A 21,315-nucleotide genomic window follows, 5' to 3' on the forward strand; every position below is an offset into this window, starting at 1 on the left:
AAATTGAACGATCGCTGTCGTACCAGGGCTTAATAATTAAATAATCCCATACTTTTTTAATGCATAGTCAATTCCATTTTCACTTGATTGTTTAGTGACAAAATCGGCAGCCTTTTTCAATTTTTCGTTTCCATTCCCCATTGCTATACCTAACCCCGCCAATTCCAACATATCAATATCGTTTTCACCGTCACCAAAAGCGATAGCTTCCGATTTATCGATTCCAAAGAAATCTAAAGTTTTCATAATAGCTTAAGACTTTGAAACATCCTCCTGCAAAACATTTAACACATAAGGATGCCATCTTTTAAATGTTAGATGTGGAAACTTTAGTTCATACTTCTCAACTGTTTCATCATTTGCAAACAAACACAATAAGAATATATCTTCATTATGAAGTCTGGGGCATGAATAGGTAAAGTCCATAATCCTGCATCACGGAGGTGTGTCCCATTTGCCGTAACATGGTAGCTATATTGCCGCGATGATAAGATCCGTGAGTAACAACATGCAGCACCGTTTCAGAAACAGTAGTTTCAAGTAATCCAGCATAGGGGTTATCAACTACTATCACCTTTTCAATATTTTCCTGGCTGTTCAAAAGTTCTTTGTAACGTTCAGATAACTCTAAAAAGGTCTTTTTCATTTCTTCAATACTTTTTGTTTCTGCCTGCTCTTTTAATTGTTCTGCATACGCCAATGCTTCTTTCATATTTTCTCCTGAAATAATATTAAACCATGTGTAATCTGTGGTATAAATGTGAGTCAGCACCTTTGAAATTGAAGAAAAACCTGTTTGAATTTCCTTATGATAAATGTCTTGGGGAAGTTCTTTTAAACGGTCAATTATAACTCCATTTGCCCATACGTGGTAATCGTACATTTTTAATGCGGGATGTGTCATTTTAAACCCCTCCTTTTTTCGATCATGTTTTATTTTCAATTGATTTCTAAGAAAAATTACCTGATGTTTTTAAACACCTTTATTAGTGAACAGTTTCTGTTTTTGTATTTCAATTATCTATACTCTTCTCCTGCTAACCTGCCCTATGCTCAGCAGAAAAAAACTCCTCGTTTGCCAGCTGAATCTTCAACACTTGTCTTTAACCGTGCTTCTCCCTAAAAGCCTTTTTACTCTTTCAATTTGACCGATATGTCCTCGTATATGTTCGACTCGGAATTCCAGTAATTCTATGAATGTAAATCGCCCAGCATCAGCATACACTCCAACTCTTTCAAGTTGTTCAGCTTTCAAATTATGGAGGATAGGAAGCATACTGGAGCGAAGCATTTTAAACAGCAGAAGGTATTGTTCACGGTCTAATTGATCATAATTCAATGAATTCACCCAAGCGTCTTGATCAGGCGACGTTAAAAGCGGTTCAGGTTCTGACAAAACTTTTTTCAGTCTATGTGTAGACACCAATTCAGAATCTGTTATATGTATAATAATTTGATGTATACTCCATTTATCCTTTCCTGGCTTGAACCTAATCTCTTCCTCAGACAACTCTCTAATGGATTCTCTTAACATCTTATGTCCTTGACTGTACTCTTCAATTAACTCCTCCATTTGTTCCTCCTTGATATTTTGAATTTTAATTTGTAAGTGATCCCATTTAATTGGTCTTTCACTGCTTCAATGAATTTTCTCCTAGAATCTCTTCTTCTTTACTTGTCTTATAGACTTCATCTTGTACAAAACCTATTTCATTGCCATCTAAATCTAGTGTTCCATTATTGCAAACATTGCTTCCCCTTCATGCTCAAAATGTACATATTAGGATTTCCCGGGGCCTGGAGCCTCCAACAGAATAGCCTAAAACATCTTTATACCACTCCAAAGCCCTGCTTACCTCTTTAAAATTTGCTCGAACGTGTAATAGTCTTGGTATCATTTGCACTGCCTCTCCAACTACTATCAATATTAAAATGGTTATATAGATTTAATTCATCATATATATAAAAAATCCTTGTTCAACTATGTTTGTCCTGTAACATAAAATTTAGTTTAATTGTCTTCTTTCCCATTGTTGATTCCATTACGGAATAAAAAAGGACCGGCTGCAATTACAGCCGGTCTAAAAAAAAGAAAGGATTGTTTATTAACCTGATTATTTTCAATTTCTCCATATTTTCTACATAGATATTATTTTTGTAGCAACTGTTTGTTGAAATGCCTGATCATGCTCAACAATAACCATTGTAGGATGAAATCTTTGAATAAGCTCTTCAATCTGCATTCGCGAATATATATCAATAAAATTTAACGGTTCATCCCAAATATATAAATGAGCTTTTTCACATAAACTTTTAGCTATAAGCAGCTTTTTCTTTTGGCCTCCGGAATAATGAGAAATATCTTTCTCAAATTGTATCCGGTCAAAGTCCATCTTTCGCAAAATGGATTTAAATAGAGTCTCATCAATCTTGTGCTCTTCAATAAAATCCGATAACAGCCCTTTTAAATTAGAGGTATCTTGCTGGACATAGGAAATGGTGAGTCCTGAACCTGCAGTTATTGAGCCTGTATGCTGAATCGGAGTTCCTAGTATTAGTTTTAAAACACTGCTTTTTCCGCTTCCATTCTTGCCATCAAGTACAATTCTGTCACCTTGTTCAACTTTAAAACTAATAGGCTTATTTACTATTTGGCCATCGTACTTAACAGACACATCAGTCAAAGAAATCAATTCATTGGACTGAAATTCAAATGGTTCTAATTTTAATGATTCGGTTTTTTCTACATTTTTAAGCAGTTTTGATTTTTCCTCAATCGCTTTTTGCTGCCTTGACTCCAGGCTCTTTGCTCTTTTCATCATCTTTGCTGCTTTATGTCCTACAAACCCCTTGTCCAGCTTAGAGCCCGAATTCGTTGTTCCATTCTTGGAAGCCTCCACTTGATTAGACCAGCCTGCTGAGCGCTTTGAAGATTGCTTTAATCTCCCAATGTCTTTTTGCAGGCGCTGATTTGCTGCCTCTTGGTGTTCTTGCTCCCGATCAAAATTTAGCTTCCATGAAGAATAGTTACCACTCTGTACTTCAATATTTGCTCTATTTATAGATAAGATATGGTCAACGCATCCATCCAAAAAGATTCTATCATGTGAAATTAAAATAAACCCTTTTTTCTTCCTTAGATAATCAGAGACCACCTTTCGTGCATCAGTATCCAGATGATTGGTTGGCTCATCAATCAAAAGAAATTGACCCTCATTCAAAAATAGTGCAGCAAGCAATACCTTTGTTTGTTCTCCATTTGATAATGTATTAAATGTGCGGTACATGACCTCTGCATCAACATTCAAATAGGATATTTCACGAAAAAATTCCCAATCTTCTGCCTGGGGGCAAATCTCTTCTAAGATTTCATGCGTATACTTATTTTTATCCGAAACCGGATAAGGGAAATAATTAAATTCTACCGAAGAGATGATTGTCCCGCTATACTCATAATTTCCTAGTAACAAATTAAAAAATGTTGTTTTACCGCGTCCATTCCTGCCAATAAAACCTAGTTTCCAATCCGTATCTATTTGAAAGTTTACACCTTCAAAAATATTGTCAAAGCTGCCTAGATAAGAAAAAGTTAAGTCTTGAACCTTTATCATCGACATAATTATTCCTCCTTTGTATATCAATTCATTCTTCTTTTTATACAAAGTCGGTATACCCATCTATTTTACTAGTTCTCCGTATAAGTTTGATGGATACTAACGACTTATACGGAGTCTACATGCGTAACAATTGTGTCTGAATTGCTCATTTCTCGGTCTCCTTTATTATTTAGATTAGATTTTATACGATCTATCTTATCATTGGGAGTATAAAAATCCTCCCATTAAATTATTAGGAAGGATTAGTCTTTAATATTAAATAAGCTCCTATTTTGCCAGCGGAATCATGACAAATAAAAGTTGGTTTATAAAAATGGATAGACTAACCCCTATATTTTGTAGTTTGAAGTTATTCATTTCAAATAAAAATATAGATTAGTTAATCATTGTCCATCCATCAGTCCTCTCATAAATCGTATCCTTATAGTAACAATTTTTTTCCCGGAATACAATATCACAATAGTTCATTTCGTCTAGATTCCCATTTTTCCCCAACATCACATAGGTGACATCTTCTTCAATTAACCCGCCCCGTTAGTTAAGTAAGAAAAAAAGCCGTCATTTAGCAGCGGGATGTAAATGTAATGCACCCTGTAGTTTTCAAGCAGGGAAGCACTTTTTAAGAAATGCTATTTGGTCTGCAATAACTCCTTCTCTCACCTCAGGATTATAAAATTCAAAGTGAGGAACAGGATAGGACTTTACTTCAACGTTTGGAATGCTTTTAATCATTTCCATTGTTTGAGGCCCTTGTGTATCTTTATCGTACTCACCATAACATATCAAAACTTTAGCTTTTACTTGCCCCCCACTATTACTTGGTTTATATTTCATCATTTCAATTAATGCCCGTGGTGCTACTTCATTACGCCACGTTTTTGATTGCATTCCTGCAATGGTCTTTGATGCTTCCTCGCTGGTCATCACAGCCAACTCACCTACTTGCCCAACAACAGGGATATAAAATGACGGCTCTCCTTTTTTTCCGCGTTTTAGGTCTTTATACATTGCTCTTAAAAGGCTAACTGTCCCCTTTAGGGAACGTCCATTATTTTTGGGAAATCCATTGAACGGAATTTGTGAAATAACAGTAGATATATCTGATGATATGGCTGCCACCGATACTACATGACCACCACCTAGTGAGCTTCCCCATAGAGCCAATCGTTTGCCATCAACAGATGGCTGCCCCTTAATAAAGCTAATAGCAGATAAAAAGTCTTCCTGTTGTCCTGCTATACTCACTAATTGTCTTGGCCGACCTTCGCTTTCACCCAGATTTCGATAATCAAAAGTAAAAGCGGCAAATCCAGCCTGTGCAAAGCTTTTAGCCTTGGCGATCATACTTGGAGTATCTTGTGTTCCCCCAAAACCGGAACCCATAATGATACATGGTAACTGATTATCATTTTTTACTTGATACAGATAACCGACCATGTTATATCACGGCTTTTGAATGTTAATTTTTCTACCGTTACAATATTTTCACTCATAACTCTCCCCCCTTTTTATAAAAAACTATTCTTAGCATTTCTAAAATATTTTTAAACTCATCACGGCGGTCACATATTCTTATTTGATATTTCTGCTTCCTCTAACCTGGCCCTTTACGTTGAAAAAAAGCCGCCATTTGGCAGCTGGATGTTAAAGTAATGCACCCTATAGTTTAAGTGTATTTCTTCACAAAGTTATTCTTTTATTACAGGAATGCTGCCCCTTTTGTTTAACAAAAAAAGCTGCCTGATTAGCAGCCCGTTCGTTTTAATAAGTCATTAATTTGTTCATATTCTTTTCCATTACAACTGTATTAACAGGGTAACCATTAGGATTAGTTACAATTTCTTCTTTAGTAACAATATAACCCATATTCTCGTATAAACTTATATTTTTAGATAATGAAGCACGAACTCGACATTTCATTTTCTTTAGTCCATTTTCATTGGAGTATTTTTCAAGCCACAATAATACTGCCCTTGCAATCCCTTGTCCTCTTGAGTCAGGTGCTACAGATAGTCTTGAAAAATATATTGAATCTTTTTTAATAGTAAATCTCAAGGAACCTTTTGGTTCTCCATTTACGAAACACAATAAGGCTTTTTCTGTGCCGTTCTTAAGTTCATTAACTAAAGTATCTAATGATTCATCTGTTGCACTAGAAGGGACTTCAAGGTATCGATATTCTTCAAACGCCTCTAGCATAAGTTTATGAACTATATGTACTTCCTCCACATTTGCTAGCCTTATTTCTATATTCATATAACTCCCTCCCAAAATACTCCAAGCAACTACATTAACTTAGTCTCTGAGATAAAAATAGCATACAATACATTCAATAAATAGCTTATTGTAAGAAAGTCTAACAAGGGTTATTGTCATAATTCATGCCCCAGTACCCTATTCTAAAACCTTAGTGTTAACAATTTTACGGTGGGTCTTATAGTATTCCGTTATATTTCTTATTGAACAAACCTGCCCCGTTTGTTGAATAAGGAATTCAGTAAAAAAGGTGCCTCAATCCTTCTGGGATCAACGCACCCTATATTTGAAAGATACTTTTCATAACAGCAATTACTGGAGGCACTCTATGTGTTTTTATTAATTTTCTTTTTTACTTTTAAATTTAAAACAATTTGATAAAAACCAAATAGTAGCCCTACGGTTATTAAGGATATAAAAGTATACTCACGAGGAATCGTTAAATACACAAGTACCATTAACAGGATGAAAACTAAGTAACCTAAAATAAAGCCTTTATTAAAAGTCATTTTCACGCCTCCTTTATTAAAGGATAACACAAAAAATGGAAATTACGATGCGTTTTTTGTGATGTTCTTTGTTCATCTCCCTCAGTTTAATACGGTTTACTCACGAATGCTCCCTTATTCGCAGGATTTCATCCTCCATGGATATATATTTCTTAATTGAAAAAAGTAGATTCTGGACAAATGGCTACGTGAAGACATAGTTAAATAGAGGAGTAGGATTATACTCCAAATTCTACCATATGATGTACTTCTCCACGCCAGCCCTTGGAGGCTTTCCCTCCCATGTCTCAACGGGTCAATTGCCCTCTCATTCCTTCGTCATGCCTATCCAAGGGGTGGAGGCCAGTTATGCTAACCTGATGGGTCAGTGCCCTTTTGTTGAACAAACCTGATACTCCGTACATATTTGAAATCCTGCGAATAAGCCAACACTCGACCTTTAAAAATATAAGGGGTAATGATTCTCTTCGAGAAAAAGTGAATTGAACTACGCTGCCAACTCAGTTAACGGCTGGACCTTCTTGGCACAATAAGCTTCGTTTTTTCGCGCTATCCCTACAAAGATCCTAGCTAACTTCCCGATGAGCTTCATTATAGATTTCATTTTTTTCATTTTCTTGACCTTAACATTATTCGAGTGGAGGGCTTTAAATTCCGGGTTGTTCATTACCAGACTCATAGTAGCTAAATAGAGGAAACGTCTTAACCTTGATCTTCCACGCTTTGAAATGATAATTTGCCCTTTCCACTTCCCTGAACTGGCTTCGGCTAGATGGAGTCCTGCATGGCGAAGTAAAGAGTTGCCGTGTGAAAAACCACTTAAATCTCCTGCTTCCCCTAAAATACCAGCTAACGAAATTTCACTAATTCCCTTAATCATAAGTAACTTATTCGCGAAAGGAATTTTAGGTAGTTCATCCTTAATTGCCAGCTCAACTCTTTCAAGTTGTTGAATCGCAAGGTCATACTCTTCGAGTAATTGTTCAAGATGAAATTTATAAGCTTCTAATGCTTGCCTTGTACCAACTGATTTCCTGGCTACATTGAGGAGTAAATAGGCTTTCTTTAATCCAGGCTGTCGCTTCATCAGTAACTTCCACCCGGCCACGATCTCTTCAGGCTTCATGGAACCCAGTTCCATCGGAGACGGGAAAAGCCGAAGTGTTGCGATGGCCCTTTAGCAGTGATGTCTTTAAATACTTGCCTAAGCTCGGGGAAGACAATATCCACCCAGCGATTCAATTGATTAATCGAGCTTACAAGCCTCTTAACAATGACATCCCGATTTGACATGAGCACCCTGAGCTTTTCAAACGACTCAGAAGTATTCCTTACAAAGGCATAGTAACCGTTCTTCACCATATCGGCTATTACAAGAGCGTCTTTTTTATCACTCTTTGATTGGGTATTATCACGGTTTTCTTTATTTCTTTTCACCAAATGAGGGTTAACTGTCACTACCTCAATATCTTGTTTCATCAGCCATTTAGAAAGGTTAATCCAATAATGACCGGTAGGTTCCATACCAACTATGGCAGCCTCAAGTTTATGTAATCTTTTAATGCTATTAATCCAGATTAACAGGGACGAAAATCCCTCTTCGTTGTTTGGAAAAGTGATTGGATCTCCTACTACAATCCCACGGAAATTCACTGCTCTGGCTACGTGATATTGTTGTGCAATATCCACACCAACCACAAGATGTTTATCAGTAATTCTTTCTATTAGTTGATTTTGTTTGTCCTGCATTTTAAACTTCATAGTAAGGGTTCCTCCTAAGTTTGAGTTAGAGTCGTGTCTTACTCATATCTTACTGAGGAGCCCTATTTTTTTCAAAGCTCAAAAATAACGATCTACAGGAATGCTAACCTGCCCCGATAGTCGAAGAAGAAAAAAGAGCTGCCAATAATACACTAAAAAAGCTAATCGATTAACGTCGATTAGCTTTTTTTTACTGATTGGCTTTCTTTACCCACTCAGCGACGGTTACTGTACATTTAGCTTGATGTTTTACAATTGCTTGGATCTTCAATCATTTTTCCATCCTGGCCAACTGTAACACTTGTTCCATATGGATTGCCTTCGGCTTCACTTACTCCTCCGTTAATATTCTTTATTTTAATGAAAAGAACATTTTCTATACCACTTTGCAGCAGCCTCGACCTCTTGTGCAGTAAGTTGATGCCCCCTGTTTTCCCAATGAAGCTCTGTATAAGCGTTGGCCTTTTCCAGAATGGAGTGCAATTCTTTCGATTCCATTGGTGAACAAATGGGATCATTAGTACCAGCAGCGATAAACACATACTTTCCAGTCAGATCAGGAAGCTCAATTCCTTTTCTTGGCACCATTGGATGATGAAGAATGGCCCCTTTCAACGCATTTTGATAATGGAACAATAAACTGGCTGCAATATTCGCTCCATTTGAGTACCCGATGGCAATAATATTATCTCTGTCAAACTCATACCTTTCAGCAGATTCATCAAGAAATTCATTTAGTTCTTTCGTACGGAGAATTAGATCTTCCTCATCAAAAACACCTTCAGATAATCTGCGAAAGAAACGAGGCATGCCATTTTCAAGAACATTCCCCCTGCCACTTAAAATGGAAGCTTCATCGTCGATTCTTCCAGCAAGGGGCAATAAATCTAACTCATTGCCTCCGGTTCCATGAAGCAGTAATAAGGTCGGTTTTGATTGGCTTTTCCCTTTTTGAAATATGTGCTTCATCATTTACCTCCTTTTATACAGGGACCTCTAAAACAGGTAAGGACTCTTCCAATTCTCCCCTCTTAGATTCCAGCCAAGAAGGTAACATAAGCCTGCTGCCAAGTTCCTTTAGTGGTTCATCAACCGTAAATCCTGGAGGGTCTGTCGCGATTTCGAACAAAATGCCTCCTTCTTCATGAAAGTAAAGTGCTTTGAAGTAATTGCGATCCAGAATTTCAGTTGGATAATAGCCCTTCTCCTGAAGAAGGTTTCTCCACCTCATATGGTCCTGTTCATCTTTCGCTCTCCAGGCAATATGATGAACTGTACCAGCCCCCATCAATCCTCGAACAGAGGGGGTAAGTTTTATATCGATTGTATTTCCAAGATCGGCTTCTGATTTAAATCTTAAGAATCCTTCTTCTTGGCCGAGGCCTTCAAGCCCTAATACATCCTCAAGTACTTCAGCCGTTTTATTTGGCTTTGCAGAAATCAGGGTTGCTCCTCCAAATCCTTTAATGGCAACCTCAGTATGAATGTCTTTCAAACTCCATGTATTCAAAGGCCCTGCAGACCGCTCTACCAGTTCGATTTCAAGGCCGTCTGGATCCTGGAATTGCAGGTAGGTTTCACCGTAGCGAACCGTTTGTATAAACTTAACTCCAAATTTACTTAACCGTTTTTTCCAAAATTCAATTGATTGATCAGGGATCACATAACTGGTGACCCCGACCTGTCCCGTTCCAATCCGCCCTTGTAGCTGCTTCTCCCACGGGAAGAAAGTCATAACCGTTCCAGGATCACCATTTTCATTTCCAAAATAAAGATGATAGACTTCCGGCCGGTCAAAATTAATTGTTTTTTTTACTAGCCTAAGTCCCAGTACCCCTGCATAAAAGTCGATATTTCGCTGGGCATCGTTAACCATTGCCGTAATGTGATGGATACCTGAAGTTATTTGCAAATTCATCCCCTCCACTTCTTTAAGAGTGACTTAAATTCTACTTGGGTCTTTCGATAGAAAACAGTTCGCCAATCTTTGCATAATGGATGCCAGCTAAACGGCTCACTGCAGCGAGCCCCCTTGGATCAATTCTTCCTTTTTCATAGATGTTTTCATCAATATGAAATTGAACAACTTTTCCAATAATAAGATCACAGCCAGGAGTATCCGTACCCCCTAATGAAAGCGATTGTTCCAAGGTACACTCCATACGGATTTTCGCTTCCATCACACCAGGCACGGAAATTTTCGTACTTTCAGTCGGAGTTAATTGTGCTAATTCTATTTCACTTTGATCAGGAGGCAGAGCTGCTGCTGTCTTATTTATATTTTCTACATTCTCCTCATCGACAATATGAACAACAAATTCCTTTGTGCTGATAATATTTCTGGCCGTATCCTTCTGTGTTCCTTCATTTCTTTGAATCGCCAAGGATATCATTGGGGGATTTGATGTTACGATATTGAAATAACTGAATGGTGCCCCATTCAATACACCTTCATTTGAGATAGTTGTTACAAAAGCAATCGGCCTTGGTATGATGCTTCCTATTAAAAATTTGTAATTTTCTCTTTCACTATTGTCAGTTGGGTCAATTGAAAGCATAGCGGGCATCACCTCCAAATTTAATCCAATTCTCTTACTGTAAACGGAAGCAGAACACTTTCTATCTTATCCCTTTGTGGCTCATATTGTTCAGGCAGCATTAATTTCCCGCCCATTGTTTCCTGGGATTCATCATGGGCAAACCCTGGAGGATCAGTAGCAATTTCAAATAAAATTTCCCCATGTTCCCTAAAATAGATAGCATTAAAGTAGTTTCGGTCTTGAACTGGTGTAACCCCATATCCATTATCGGCAACATACTTTTGCCAATCCAATTGATCCTGATCATCAATAGCCCTCCAGGCAATATGATGGACGGTTCCCACACCCATTCGCCCCCGTCCAATTGGAGTTAATTTAAGATCGATGATATTTCCAATATCAGCAGAAGATCGGTAACGGATAAAATCTCCTTCCTGACCTACAACTTCAAGTCCCATAATGTTTTCCAGCAGATCAGCCGTCTTCGCTGGCTGAGTTGATAAGAGAGTTGCTCCACCGAATCCTTTTATAGCTTCTTCAGGGGTAACCTCCCCGAAAGTCCAGGAATTTACTTCCCCTTCTTCTCTTTCAACAATCTCCAAATGTAGTCCATGAGGATCGTCAAATTCCATATATTGCTCTCCGAAACGTTCCATTTTTGTATAAGGAACTTTAAATTTTTCAAGCCTTTCTTCCCAAAACTTCATGGCGCCTGCCGGAACGACATACGAAGTAACTCCTACCTGGCCATCGCCAATAACCCCTTGACGGGCACCTGCCCAAGGAAAGAAAGTAATGATTGTTCCTGGCTTGCCGCCCTCATTTCCAAAGTAAAGGTGATAAGTGCCTGGATCGTCAAAATTGACCGTTTGCTTGACTAAACGCAATCCTAAAACTCCGGCATAGAAATCTACATTCTCTTGAGGATGGCCTACGATTGCAGTTATATGATGAATCCCCATTGTTTTTTTACCCATATTTTCCTCACTCCTTTTAAAATTGGATTGATTATATTCTGTAATCACTGACATGCTTATGATACCCAGGTAATTGTTCTGCTGTCATCTTTGCTTTTTATTCCGCTAAATAGTTATAATGAAATCTTCATCAGAGTTTAGAACAAACACAAGTATTCAGGCATTGTTGTTTTACTTATAAATTTTGCCGGCTGTGAGCAGTAAGTTTTCCATCGGTGAGGATGAGAGCCCCTTTAGCACGTGGGGCTCCACTATTCTCTACCGAACAGTCAGATACCCTTCCCTGCTATCAATTCAGTTATACAATGGATATAGAAGCTGAAAAGGAACAAAGATTAACGAAAAGATTAATTTAAAGAATTTTTAATTCGAGATAGTTTAGAATAAAAAGAAATCCAATGCATATCGGCCTGGGCCAATTAATGCGATACCAATGGCTACAGAGATTAAAGTTAAGTTATATTCATATCCATTAGATGTTGCCCATAAACCATTTGGACCATGCACCTTTACGATTGCCATTATCATAGTTCCTGCAATCATTAATGCTGCGAGAGGTGTTAAAAATCCTAATGCAAACAAAATTCCCCCGATTAGTTCTGCTAATCCTGCGGAAAGGGCCATCATTACTCCCGGCTTCATCCCAATGGAATCAAACCAGCCTCCGGTTCCCTTTAATCCATGCCCCCCAAACCACCCAAACAATTTTTGAGCACCGTGACCAATGAATAATACGCCAATTACCAGCCTAATAATTAATAAACCTAAGTCCATCATTTTTAATTCCTCCTAGTTTTAATTATCTCGAATTCGAGATAATATATAAAAATTTATTGACTTTTTCTTACCTTTTCGAGAAGTTGAACTAATGCCTCATTTCCTCTGCATTTAATGATCTAAACATATCAATTAAATTGATGAATGTTTTGTTTCCCTTTGTAACTGCTGCCCGCTTTCACGATAAAATATGGTTTACCATATGGGCTTAACTTTATGTCTTGCTTGGGCTCTTTTTAATTTTTCCGGAGTTACATCATCTCCTATAGGATCAATGATGGTTGTGTTTAATAGCAGCTCTTCTATAGATCCGCGAAATTCTTGTATATATTGACTGCGCAAATTGACTATTTCTGCACTTTCAACTTGTGTTAAGCCTTCCGTCTTTCTTTTAACTGCGAGTTCATTTATTCTTTTTAAAATTTCATGCATAAGACTTACTCCTTTCAAGTAATAATTCGAATAATAATATCTCGAAATCAAATATCTTGAATTAAAGATAATATATATTATTAAATATGTCAACACTCTTCTCTTGATTATTCAGATGGTAATTTTTCATCTTGGAGATATTTAGCGTGTATTTTAATTGTAGTTTTGCATAGACAACTTTAAACTCGGCTTCCTTAAAATGAACATTAGCTGTTTTACAAAAAAGTGATAAATCGTCGTGTAAAACGCACACTACTTGTCTTCAAATCTATAATCGTTTGATTTCCTCTCCTATATAATTTAAGTACTCACTTTTTTGTGGAAAATGTCTTATTAGCTATAATGCCCCGTTTGTTTACTAATAAATATTCGGGGAAAATGCAGCACTAATGCACTCTGTAATAAGTGCTGATTTTTATCCTTCCTCTTTTAATGCACATTTTAGGCGTACACTATGAACTTCCATGGTTCCTCGCCTACCTGCTTTGCGTACAATTCCTTCTGCATTCAATTCATTTAAAAGTGCTGACACTGTTTCACGGATACTGCCCATCATCATTGCTAACTCTTGATGAGTGATGTGAATATCAAGTGCAATCCAATCTCCCGGACTGCTTTTTGACAATTTATTCCCAAACTTTTCTGTAAGTTTATTTAACAGGAATAAAAGCCGTTTTCTTGCACTGCTATATGCCATATACTCTAATAACTCTTCGACTTCCTTTAAACGGCTGGAGATTAATTCAAGAAGCTTTAATGAAATACTTGGATTTTCACGTATTATTTTTTCAAACTGCACTCTATCTATTCTGCAAATAACAGAATCTTCCCATGCCTCAGCATATAAATTTTCAGAACCTGTTGTAAACGTACCAATCTCTCCAAACACATGCCCAGTTTCTAAAATATCAACTGTAAACTCTTTCCCGCTTTCAGTTAATCTATACAAACGAACTTTACCCGATTTGATTAAATACAATATCTTTTGATTCATATGAGGAGAACTAATAATGGTACCTTTTTTCACCACTTTCATGGGTGTGACTGATTCATATTTCTTTAATTCTTCCAAGTCCAGATCCCCAAAAAGCTGTATTCTCGATAAATACTTAATTTTATCCATATAGCCCTCCCAAAATTTTGCCGAATGTAGTCCAGACTACATACTCACTAAACTATTAAGTCTAGAATTTATATATAGCAGCTACGTCTATTATACAAAAGGAGGAAACTGTGTGGATGTTATAACTATGACCATTCAAATTATTTTAATTTTGATTTTCGCAATATCCATTTCGATGAAATTAACACGTACCAAGTCAATGGTTAAGCACTGGAGCGAATATCGTTACCCCCTATGGTTTATGCAATTAACTGCTTTCTTGGAAAGTTTGAGCGTAGGTGGATTGATCATAGGATTTTGGCTTCCTAAATTTATTTTGCTTTCAGGATCCCTAATTATTATTCTTATGCTTGGTGCTTTACATGCTCACTTCTTAAGAGCCAAACATAGACCGATTATGGGGTTAAATGCTTTAACTATGCTTACTTTAGCTATCGTAATCACCTTTATTCAAATTGTTAAATAGTTGAGAATAGCTATGCAATTACATATGTTACATGCACAAAACGTGCTCTATTATGGGAGCCTTAGGCTTACATAAAATAAATAGCCCGCTTCTAATAAAAAAACGGGCTATTGTTTACTCGAAGGTAAAGGCAACTGTTTTACCAAAGTGCAGTTTCTCTTATTCCTCAATTGTATATAAGTGTTTTCTGAGACATGGCTTTTTCATTTCCAAACCACCGCATTGCTTAAATGCGACGAGAATTTACTCAATATAGTTAATTAGCTTTGCTGCAACTTGTTCAAAAATATATAGTTCAGGGTTATTATAAGGCTTGTTTTTCAAAAACTCATCAAGAGTTCTCATACATGCCCAATAAAGTTTCATTAAATCTTCTTTTGAGGGTAAGCCTTCAACAAAACGCCCTTTGCCACCATCATATCTATCTTCAAAATAAGCAAATAAATCACTTGATTTTCTAGGTTAAAAACTAATACTTTATCACTAAACACAGGAAATCGATAGTATGGTTTTTCATAAGCTTCCAAATCTGCTTTAATTGCAAACTTAAAATCAGTCCACTTTGATAAATTTGCTGGTCTGAAACGTTCTGTTAATTCTGGAAATAAATTAACGCTATCAGAATACCATATGGTTGCTGTCTTATGATTTAAACCTTCCTTTAAGCATCTAAAGAAATTGTAACCAACCGCAAACATTATTCCAATCGGAATGTTATTCTGCTTAACCAAGTCGGTGTTTCAGATACTTTTATCGGATAATCGAATAAATATATGAACCGAGAGTACACTACACATAAAACTAATGTGGGGTTTTAATGACATGAAACAGATTATTCTCTGGTCACTCTTGATATTGCCTTGGGCATCCTTGTTCTTTTTGAAAATGGATACTGTACGCAGGTACATGCCGGTCGCTCTATTTATGACCGTTATTCATACCTTGGCATATCAAGCGGCTTACCATTACGGATGGTGGAAAGAGACAGGTTCCAGTCTGTTCGGGTGGGATAAAGTCGTCCCGGTTCCTTGGGTGTATGGAGCATATTTAGTTATAGTTATCTGGGTATTCAGCTTTACTTTCGGGAAATTTTGGATGTATTTGACAGTCAATATACTTTTGGACGGATTATTTATGTACATCGTTTACCCGGTATGGCAACGGATGGGGCTTGTTTCGAGTGAATCGACTTTGTCTACAATAGCTATTGTTGCTATGATGGTCGGTTTTGCGTTCATCATCTATCTGTATCAATTGTGGCAGGACGAAGTGTTGAAACAACCCAAAGCGAATAAATGACCAAGAACTGACTTTACGTCCCCTTCATTGGAGAAGGAAAGCGAAGTAAATGAAAACATGGAGATTTCCGAGTCGAAGAATTGTTCACGTTGGCTTCACAATAGCGATACCCCTGCTCCACAGACTGTACGAAGCAGTAGATTCCGCACATTCATCATTGGTTTGGCCTGCGCCTTTCTGGTTGAAAAAAAACGGATTAAAGAGGATGTCCAGCATTAGGTATGGGAAAAATCCTTTATTAAATCCAAAGACTTTAAGAAAATTTTTTACTACAACCAAGAAACAAATGTGCGCTTTGGGCTTACTTTCATAGCCACTTTCCACTTTAATTGATGAAAATATGATCCAGGATGGTATTCTCCCATATCTTCTGGAAGAGGAATTCCGGGAAATCGAGGACATTAAACAGCTTGTACCTGTTGCAGATGTGCAGATTTGTGATGACCCTTCATTAATCGAACAAAAAATTTTAAATGGCTACGTCATTCTGACGATTGAAACAGAACTTAAGCATTTATATCCGCCAAGGGTTACAGATATGAAAGATGCGATTATCAGGCTTCCATTTCAAATGCAATCCAAGAGGCCGCTCTTTTTGCGAACTAAAAATCCTATCCGCTTTAGCAAGAAAAAAGCACTAGAGAAAAAGGATATTGATGAATAAAGCGGGAGCGGGAACGCAGTTTTACAGCAGCCAGTTACCAATCATGAAACGGAGGTGAACCAGATACAAGAACAGCCAATACCAGACAGATTGAAGATATCCCCATTTCTAGTGTTTTATTTAATTATGTCCATGCAAATTGGCATTGGGGTTCTTGGCTATCAGAGAGTCATCGCAAAGGATGCAGGCTATGATGCCTGGATTTCCATCCTGTTTGCCGGGGGATGCATACATGTCATCATTTGGATGATTTATAAAATTGCCGAAACGGTTGATGGAGATTTTGTGACAGCCCATAAGTACCTTACAGGCAATTTGATCGGCAAGGCAATCAGCTCCATTTTCATAGGCTACTTTTTTTTGTACGTCTTAGCTATAGTACGAACATTTATCGAGGTCATTCAAGTGTGGATGTTTCCGGAGCTTAGCACTTTCTGGTTCTCCTTAGGATTCATGATTCTCTGTACTTATATCATTTTTGGAGGATTCAGAACGGTAGTCGGTATAGCCTTTTTCGGCCTGGTATTGCCGGCTTATCTCCTTCTGACATTTGGCTGGGCCATTAAATTCTCAAATTTCTATAATCTCCTCCCTATTTGGGATCATTCAGTTAAGGAACTTCTCATCGGTTCCTATAATATGTCGCTTACCTTCATCGGGTTTGAGATTGTTCCGTTCATTTATCCTTTTATAAAAGAACCAAAGAAATCCAAAAAGTGGGCCCACCTTGCTGTTTTAACCACCACCTTGATATATACTTTTTTAGCAGTCATTACATTTGCCTATTATTCGGAAGATCTGCTTGCTAAACAGGTCTGGCCCACTTTGACCCTGTGGAAAATTGTTGAAATGCCTTTTGTGGAACGTTTCGAATATATTGGAATTGCAAACTGGAACTTAATTATGCTTCCGAATGTGTGTATTGCCATTTGGATTTCTTCTAGACTTATCAAGAGAATCTTTAATATTAGACAAAAAATCGGAGTGTTTTTTGTTGTCAGTGCTTTATTATTATTGATTAACTTTATTAATACGCACGAAAAGATTAGTATGGTTAATGACTATTTTGGGAAAATAGGGTTTGGCTTTACATTCATTTATATCCCCTTGCTCTTTGCCGCCATCATGATTGCCAAGAGGGTAAAAAAGAAGGTGAAAAAGAAATGAAAAGGCTTATCTTAATGTGTATGGTTCTGCTGCTTGCCGGATGTGTGGAAAAGGAGATAATTGATAATATATATGTATGCACACAACTGTAAGAGGTACGTTTTACTCTTTTACTTATTTAATGGAATACACAAGTAACTTCTTTTAGCTTTTTTTTGAAAATCAAATCCTATTGAAGGTATCCCTGTTAGGTTAGAAAAAAGATTGATCAAAAACACGTCTAATAATGTTGATTTTCCAAATATAAAGAGCCTGCTTTTGAAAAAAAGATTGATCAAAACAGGCTCTTTAAATATTTCACCAGGACGATTTTTATAAAAAAGTTTGATCATTTTCTACCTGTGTTGCTCAACAATCGCGCCCTATTCTGGAATAGTCCTTTTACTAATATTACCTCGTAAAGCCCTTTTTTTACCTTTTCACTTTTCTTGTGCTTTTTGTCTTCAGAATAGTAGTTGAATACCGAATAGTTAGTGTAAGCATAATATAAATTGAGACAGCCACTGCACAGATAATTGCTACACCCCACAGTGCTGCTTTCCAAGCCTCAGTCCACTGTGAATGCCGACGGCTAGGGTTACACTTTTCTGGTCGAACCCAGAACCTCCAATTAGTGCTTATTGTACATAATGCCTAGGATGTTCCCAAAGGGATCGACCACGGAAGCAGTGATGAACCCCTCGCCACGCTCTGTGGGTGCCTCGTACTCTTTCGCTCCCATAGACAGCAGCTTCTTGAAAGTTCCTGTTACATCGTCGACGTGCCAGTACACTATAGCGCCGGCAAGGCCGGTCGCTGAACCATCGGGCGCGTAGCTGCTATCGATCAGGCCGAGCTCGTGCTGATAGTCGCCGATGCGAAACTCGGCATATCCTGGACGTTCGAAGTATGGTTCGATGCCCAATACCTCGGTGTACCACTTCTTTGCCGCTGTTAGATCATCCGTCCAAAAACTAACTGTGGTGAGTCCTCGTAATGTCTGTGTATCACTCATAATCGCTTTCCTCCTTAATGTTGAGTAGTATTTCTTGATACTCAACTAAATAACATCTTCTGGTTAACTTCGATTTATTTACGATTAATCCCTTCTCTTATTCAACAAATATGGCCCTTTAACGCAAAAAGTACGCTATCCTTGCTCCGGAATGCGCCCTCTAATTGAAGTTTACATATTCCTAAAAAGATATATCCCAAATCCAAGGGTATCTCTGCCCCATTTCAGATATGTATTTCTCCACGTTCGGATCTTTTGTAACATCGCATCGCGATCTGGATCATCAGGATGTTCGTAGCAATAATTCTCAATGGACATAGCATAAAGCCACTCATATTCATCCCATTCATCGTCGTTAGTAGTGTAAGACCAGAGTGGAATTAGGCCTAGTTTTTCTCCAACCTTTACATTTTCAAAGTGGCTTCGTAATTCGGATTCTTCTGCTCCTCCGAGCGCCTCCAAATATTCTTTACTTGGCTGTTGCTTCCAGTAGCCTTCACCAATGAGCACATATCCACCCTTATTTACACACTTCCTCAGCGTATCCAACGTTTCATGCAATCCGCCTAATGCGTGAGTTGAACCAATACAAATCGCTACATTAAACTTCTCATTTATTGTCTTAATTGCTACTTTTGCATCTTCTGTAATGATTTCAATATTCTTTAAAACCCCTCTATTTTTAGCATTTACTTGAAGTTGTTCTGTGAAATCACTATATTTCTCAATAGCAATACATTTAGATCTGTACCTTTCAATAATCCGAAGAAGAATTTCACCTTTCCCAGCACCTATATCAATTACTTTGTCATTATCTTTTAAAGCAAGTAACTCAATAACTTTGTCTATCTTTGTTGGATTAATCGGATTATAAAAAGTATGGTTTTGATGTGCTATTGCTGAATATCTGTTTCTATCCATATTACCTCCAGTGACTTATTTTATTTACCTCTACCATATTGTAAAAGTAAGGCTTATTCAATTATCTGGCCCTTAAATGGAAAATAAGCGCTTATCCTTGTTCAAGACAAGCGCCCGATTGCTAAACAAGAAAAGATTATTTTTTTACGGCCTATTGAACATTAATAAGAAAATTACAAATTTACTCGTTCAACCACTAATTATAATTTTTACTTTCTATATTGAATTTCTCTTTAGTTTGAGGAATACAAGAAAAATCATTTTCTAGAGTTAATATAAATCAATATTTAATGATTTTTTTCTGATATTCCAGTCTTCTTTAAACAGACTAAATGTAGGTACATTTAAAATAGGGGCTGTCATATCACTTTTATTTTGTTCTGTTCTTAATGTAGATTAGATGGTTGAAAAAAAGCTTCATAAGCTTTTCGCGGATCCGCAAACCATTCTGCCACTTCATCTGCGATCTTTTGATTTTCTGAACCCGCTAACAGGATTTGAACAACATGCTGAGGCAGTACCTGAGTCATTGCATTTGTCCATTCTGTTACTTCTTTTACAAATGTTTTTGTTCGATCCCAATATGTCTCTCCAAGTTGGATGTCCCAGTTAGAATTTCTATATTGAATCAAAGTTTCGTACAATTGTTCAGCACAATAAGAAGAAAGATTACAGCCTTGGCCAGTAATCGGATCATTAAGAAAAACACTATCTCCACAACCAACTACTAGTTTATTTTTAAAGGTTGCATAAGGTTTTCTAATTACAGGCTTAATGGCAACTTGAAGGAAGGCATTATCATCGGAAAGAGCAAAGATATCTTGTTCGATACGTTCGTGGATGTCTTGGAAATATTTTCGTGTTACATTTTTCATTTGATTTGTAAATTCTTTTCCGTGCTTAATTTCTTTAAATACATCTAACTCTCTGTCTGGAATTGCCATAATGAACAATATAGTAACAGGACCGTGTTGTGTGATTGCAGGAATCTCAAACATTTCACCTATTTCAGGCAGAACTGTTACGCTTACGCCAAGAGGATTATTTGGCTTTACCCCCAAAAAATAACCAACGATACATTTTCGTTGAGGCACTTGGAAAGGAGAAAGCTCCTTTTCAAGTGGAAATGGAAAGAGAGGGCCCGATTTTCCAGTACAATCAATCATTAAATCAAACTCATCTGCCAAACTTTCTAGCTGATCTTTATTTACTCTTAAAAGCCGGAAAGAGACACCCTTGTCTTCAAGATCCTTCAAACAGTATGAAAAGTAGAAACGCTGGTCAACAGATAATGCTGGCTCCTTTAGCTTTCCAACAAAGAGTTTTTGATTACCAATCGTCATATGGATACTTTTAAGAAGAGTTTTATCTTCCCATTTTGGCATTTTAAAGCGATTTTCTCGGGTTCTTGTTGAGCCAAAGTGTACCTGGGTAGACATAATTCGTCCATTTCGGATCTTATCCGAAGAGTTTGAGTGTATAACAGTCACATCAAATTCTTCTTTAAGAGAATAAGCCAGCTGTATACCTGCAGTGCCACTGCCTATAATACATATTTTCTTTCTCAAGATTCTCTCCCCTTTGTTATTTGGTAGACGTAAAGAAGGTGAAATAACATTGGTAATTTTCTGACTTTTATAGTCTAAATAAAACAAAGAGTGATGTAAATGCGTCGATTTATTTAATTTCCATATTATTGATGTCTAAGGTAAACGATCACTTTTTCCACAATCTGGCCCTTTAATTGAATAATTGTGTATGACAAAACTGATGTGCGGATCTATGCATAGAAAAATTGTGACCCCTTGTAGC

The 21,315-nt window shown here is 37.2% G+C and carries 21 protein-coding genes and 3 pseudogenes; 4 read left to right on the forward strand and 20 right to left on the reverse strand.

Annotated features, from left to right (window positions below):
• Window positions 1-36: 36 nt before the first annotated feature.
• The 16 genes and pseudogenes from IRB79_RS16365 to IRB79_RS16440 all read right to left on the reverse strand — a co-directional run.
• Window positions 37-384, reverse strand: a pseudogene (locus IRB79_RS16365) (HAD-IIB family hydrolase); the annotation flags it as partial.
• Between the two features lie 7 nt (window positions 385-391).
• Window positions 392-904: a DinB family protein gene (locus IRB79_RS16370; protein ID WP_243503497.1), complete on the reverse strand. Its 513-nt coding sequence runs from the start codon at window positions 902-904 to the stop codon at window positions 392-394.
• A 186-nt stretch (window positions 905-1,090) separates the two neighbouring features.
• Window positions 1,091-1,573, reverse strand: a complete 483-nt coding sequence (locus IRB79_RS16375) for a DinB family protein (RefSeq protein WP_243503498.1) — start codon at window positions 1,571-1,573, stop codon at window positions 1,091-1,093.
• Between the two features lie 565 nt (window positions 1,574-2,138).
• Window positions 2,139-3,617 (reverse strand): Lsa family ABC-F type ribosomal protection protein, encoded by a 1,479-nt coding sequence (locus tag IRB79_RS16380; protein WP_243509484.1) that lies wholly within the window; start codon window positions 3,615-3,617, stop codon window positions 2,139-2,141.
• 600 nt (window positions 3,618-4,217) lie between these two features.
• The gene (locus IRB79_RS16385; RefSeq protein ID WP_243503499.1) at window positions 4,218-5,054 is read right to left on the reverse strand and encodes an alpha/beta hydrolase; all 837 of its coding nucleotides are present in this window, start codon (window positions 5,052-5,054) and stop codon (window positions 4,218-4,220) included.
• Window positions 5,055-5,378: 324 nt separating this feature from the next.
• Window positions 5,379-5,873 carry a GNAT family N-acetyltransferase gene (locus tag IRB79_RS16390; RefSeq protein WP_243503500.1) on the reverse strand — a complete coding sequence of 165 codons (495 nt, stop codon included), beginning with the start codon at window positions 5,871-5,873 and terminating at the stop codon, window positions 5,379-5,381.
• Between the two features lie 326 nt (window positions 5,874-6,199).
• Complete coding sequence (locus tag IRB79_RS16395; RefSeq protein ID WP_243503501.1) at window positions 6,200-6,382, reverse strand: hypothetical protein; 183 nt, start codon at window positions 6,380-6,382, stop codon at window positions 6,200-6,202.
• A 487-nt stretch (window positions 6,383-6,869) separates the two neighbouring features.
• Window positions 6,870-8,143 (reverse strand): annotated as a pseudogene (locus IRB79_RS16400) (IS110 family transposase).
• A gap of 190 nt (window positions 8,144-8,333) precedes the next feature.
• Window positions 8,334-8,469 (reverse strand): annotated as a pseudogene (locus IRB79_RS16405) (NAD(P)H:quinone oxidoreductase, type IV); the annotation flags it as partial.
• A 31-nt stretch (window positions 8,470-8,500) separates the two neighbouring features.
• On the reverse strand, window positions 8,501-9,112 hold the full coding sequence (locus tag IRB79_RS16410) for an alpha/beta hydrolase (RefSeq protein WP_243509487.1): 612 nt from the start codon (window positions 9,110-9,112) through the stop codon (window positions 8,501-8,503).
• A gap of 13 nt (window positions 9,113-9,125) precedes the next feature.
• The gene (locus IRB79_RS16415) at window positions 9,126-10,061 is read right to left on the reverse strand and encodes a ring-cleaving dioxygenase (RefSeq protein ID WP_243503502.1); all 936 of its coding nucleotides are present in this window, start codon (window positions 10,059-10,061) and stop codon (window positions 9,126-9,128) included.
• 31 nt (window positions 10,062-10,092) lie between these two features.
• On the reverse strand, window positions 10,093-10,701 hold the full coding sequence (locus IRB79_RS16420; RefSeq protein WP_243503503.1) for a flavin reductase family protein: 609 nt from the start codon (window positions 10,699-10,701) through the stop codon (window positions 10,093-10,095).
• 20 nt (window positions 10,702-10,721) lie between these two features.
• On the reverse strand, window positions 10,722-11,660 hold the full coding sequence (locus IRB79_RS16425; protein WP_243503504.1) for a ring-cleaving dioxygenase: 939 nt from the start codon (window positions 11,658-11,660) through the stop codon (window positions 10,722-10,724).
• Between the two features lie 378 nt (window positions 11,661-12,038).
• The gene (locus IRB79_RS16430) at window positions 12,039-12,437 is read right to left on the reverse strand and encodes a DoxX family protein (protein WP_243503505.1); all 399 of its coding nucleotides are present in this window, start codon (window positions 12,435-12,437) and stop codon (window positions 12,039-12,041) included.
• A gap of 195 nt (window positions 12,438-12,632) precedes the next feature.
• Window positions 12,633-12,869, reverse strand: coding sequence for a DUF896 domain-containing protein (locus tag IRB79_RS16435; RefSeq protein ID WP_243503506.1), 237 nt, complete (start codon window positions 12,867-12,869; stop codon window positions 12,633-12,635).
• A 415-nt stretch (window positions 12,870-13,284) separates the two neighbouring features.
• Window positions 13,285-13,992, reverse strand: a complete 708-nt coding sequence (locus IRB79_RS16440) for a Crp/Fnr family transcriptional regulator (protein ID WP_243503507.1) — start codon at window positions 13,990-13,992, stop codon at window positions 13,285-13,287.
• A 112-nt stretch (window positions 13,993-14,104) separates the two neighbouring features.
• Here IRB79_RS16440 and IRB79_RS16445 point away from each other — a divergent pair, with 112 nt between their 5' ends.
• Window positions 14,105-14,458, forward strand: coding sequence for a DoxX family protein (locus tag IRB79_RS16445; protein ID WP_243503508.1), 354 nt, complete (start codon window positions 14,105-14,107; stop codon window positions 14,456-14,458).
• Between the two features lie 365 nt (window positions 14,459-14,823).
• Here IRB79_RS16445 and IRB79_RS16450 read toward each other — a convergent pair whose 3' ends face one another.
• Window positions 14,824-15,189: a hypothetical protein gene (locus IRB79_RS16450; RefSeq protein WP_243503509.1), complete on the reverse strand. Its 366-nt coding sequence runs from the start codon at window positions 15,187-15,189 to the stop codon at window positions 14,824-14,826.
• A gap of 91 nt (window positions 15,190-15,280) precedes the next feature.
• Between IRB79_RS16450 and IRB79_RS16455 the strand changes: the two genes are divergently transcribed.
• The 3 genes from IRB79_RS16455 to IRB79_RS16465 all read left to right on the forward strand — a co-directional run bounded on the left by IRB79_RS16455 (window position 15,281) and on the right by IRB79_RS16465 (window position 17,588).
• Entirely contained in the window at window positions 15,281-15,757 is a 477-nt protein-coding gene (locus IRB79_RS16455; RefSeq protein WP_243503510.1) for a hypothetical protein, read from the forward strand.
• A gap of 340 nt (window positions 15,758-16,097) precedes the next feature.
• Window positions 16,098-16,421 (forward strand): spore germination protein, encoded by a 324-nt coding sequence (locus IRB79_RS16460; RefSeq protein WP_243503511.1) that lies wholly within the window; start codon window positions 16,098-16,100, stop codon window positions 16,419-16,421.
• A 63-nt stretch (window positions 16,422-16,484) separates the two neighbouring features.
• Window positions 16,485-17,588: a GerAB/ArcD/ProY family transporter gene (locus tag IRB79_RS16465; protein WP_243509488.1), complete on the forward strand. Its 1,104-nt coding sequence runs from the start codon at window positions 16,485-16,487 to the stop codon at window positions 17,586-17,588.
• A gap of 610 nt (window positions 17,589-18,198) precedes the next feature.
• Here IRB79_RS16465 and IRB79_RS16470 read toward each other — a convergent pair.
• From IRB79_RS16470 to IRB79_RS16480, 3 genes are all read right to left on the reverse strand, one after another.
• Complete coding sequence (locus IRB79_RS16470; protein WP_243503512.1) at window positions 18,199-18,582, reverse strand: VOC family protein; 384 nt, start codon at window positions 18,580-18,582, stop codon at window positions 18,199-18,201.
• 171 nt (window positions 18,583-18,753) lie between these two features.
• Complete coding sequence (locus IRB79_RS16475; RefSeq protein WP_243503513.1) at window positions 18,754-19,503, reverse strand: SAM-dependent methyltransferase; 750 nt, start codon at window positions 19,501-19,503, stop codon at window positions 18,754-18,756.
• Between the two features lie 386 nt (window positions 19,504-19,889).
• Window positions 19,890-21,071, reverse strand: a complete 1,182-nt coding sequence (locus IRB79_RS16480) for a styrene monooxygenase/indole monooxygenase family protein (protein WP_243503514.1) — start codon at window positions 21,069-21,071, stop codon at window positions 19,890-19,892.
• Between the last annotated feature and the right edge of the window lie 244 nt (window positions 21,072-21,315).

Source organism: Cytobacillus oceanisediminis, from assembly GCF_022811925.1.
GTDB lineage: Bacteria > Bacillota > Bacilli > Bacillales > Cytobacillaceae > Cytobacillus > Cytobacillus oceanisediminis_D.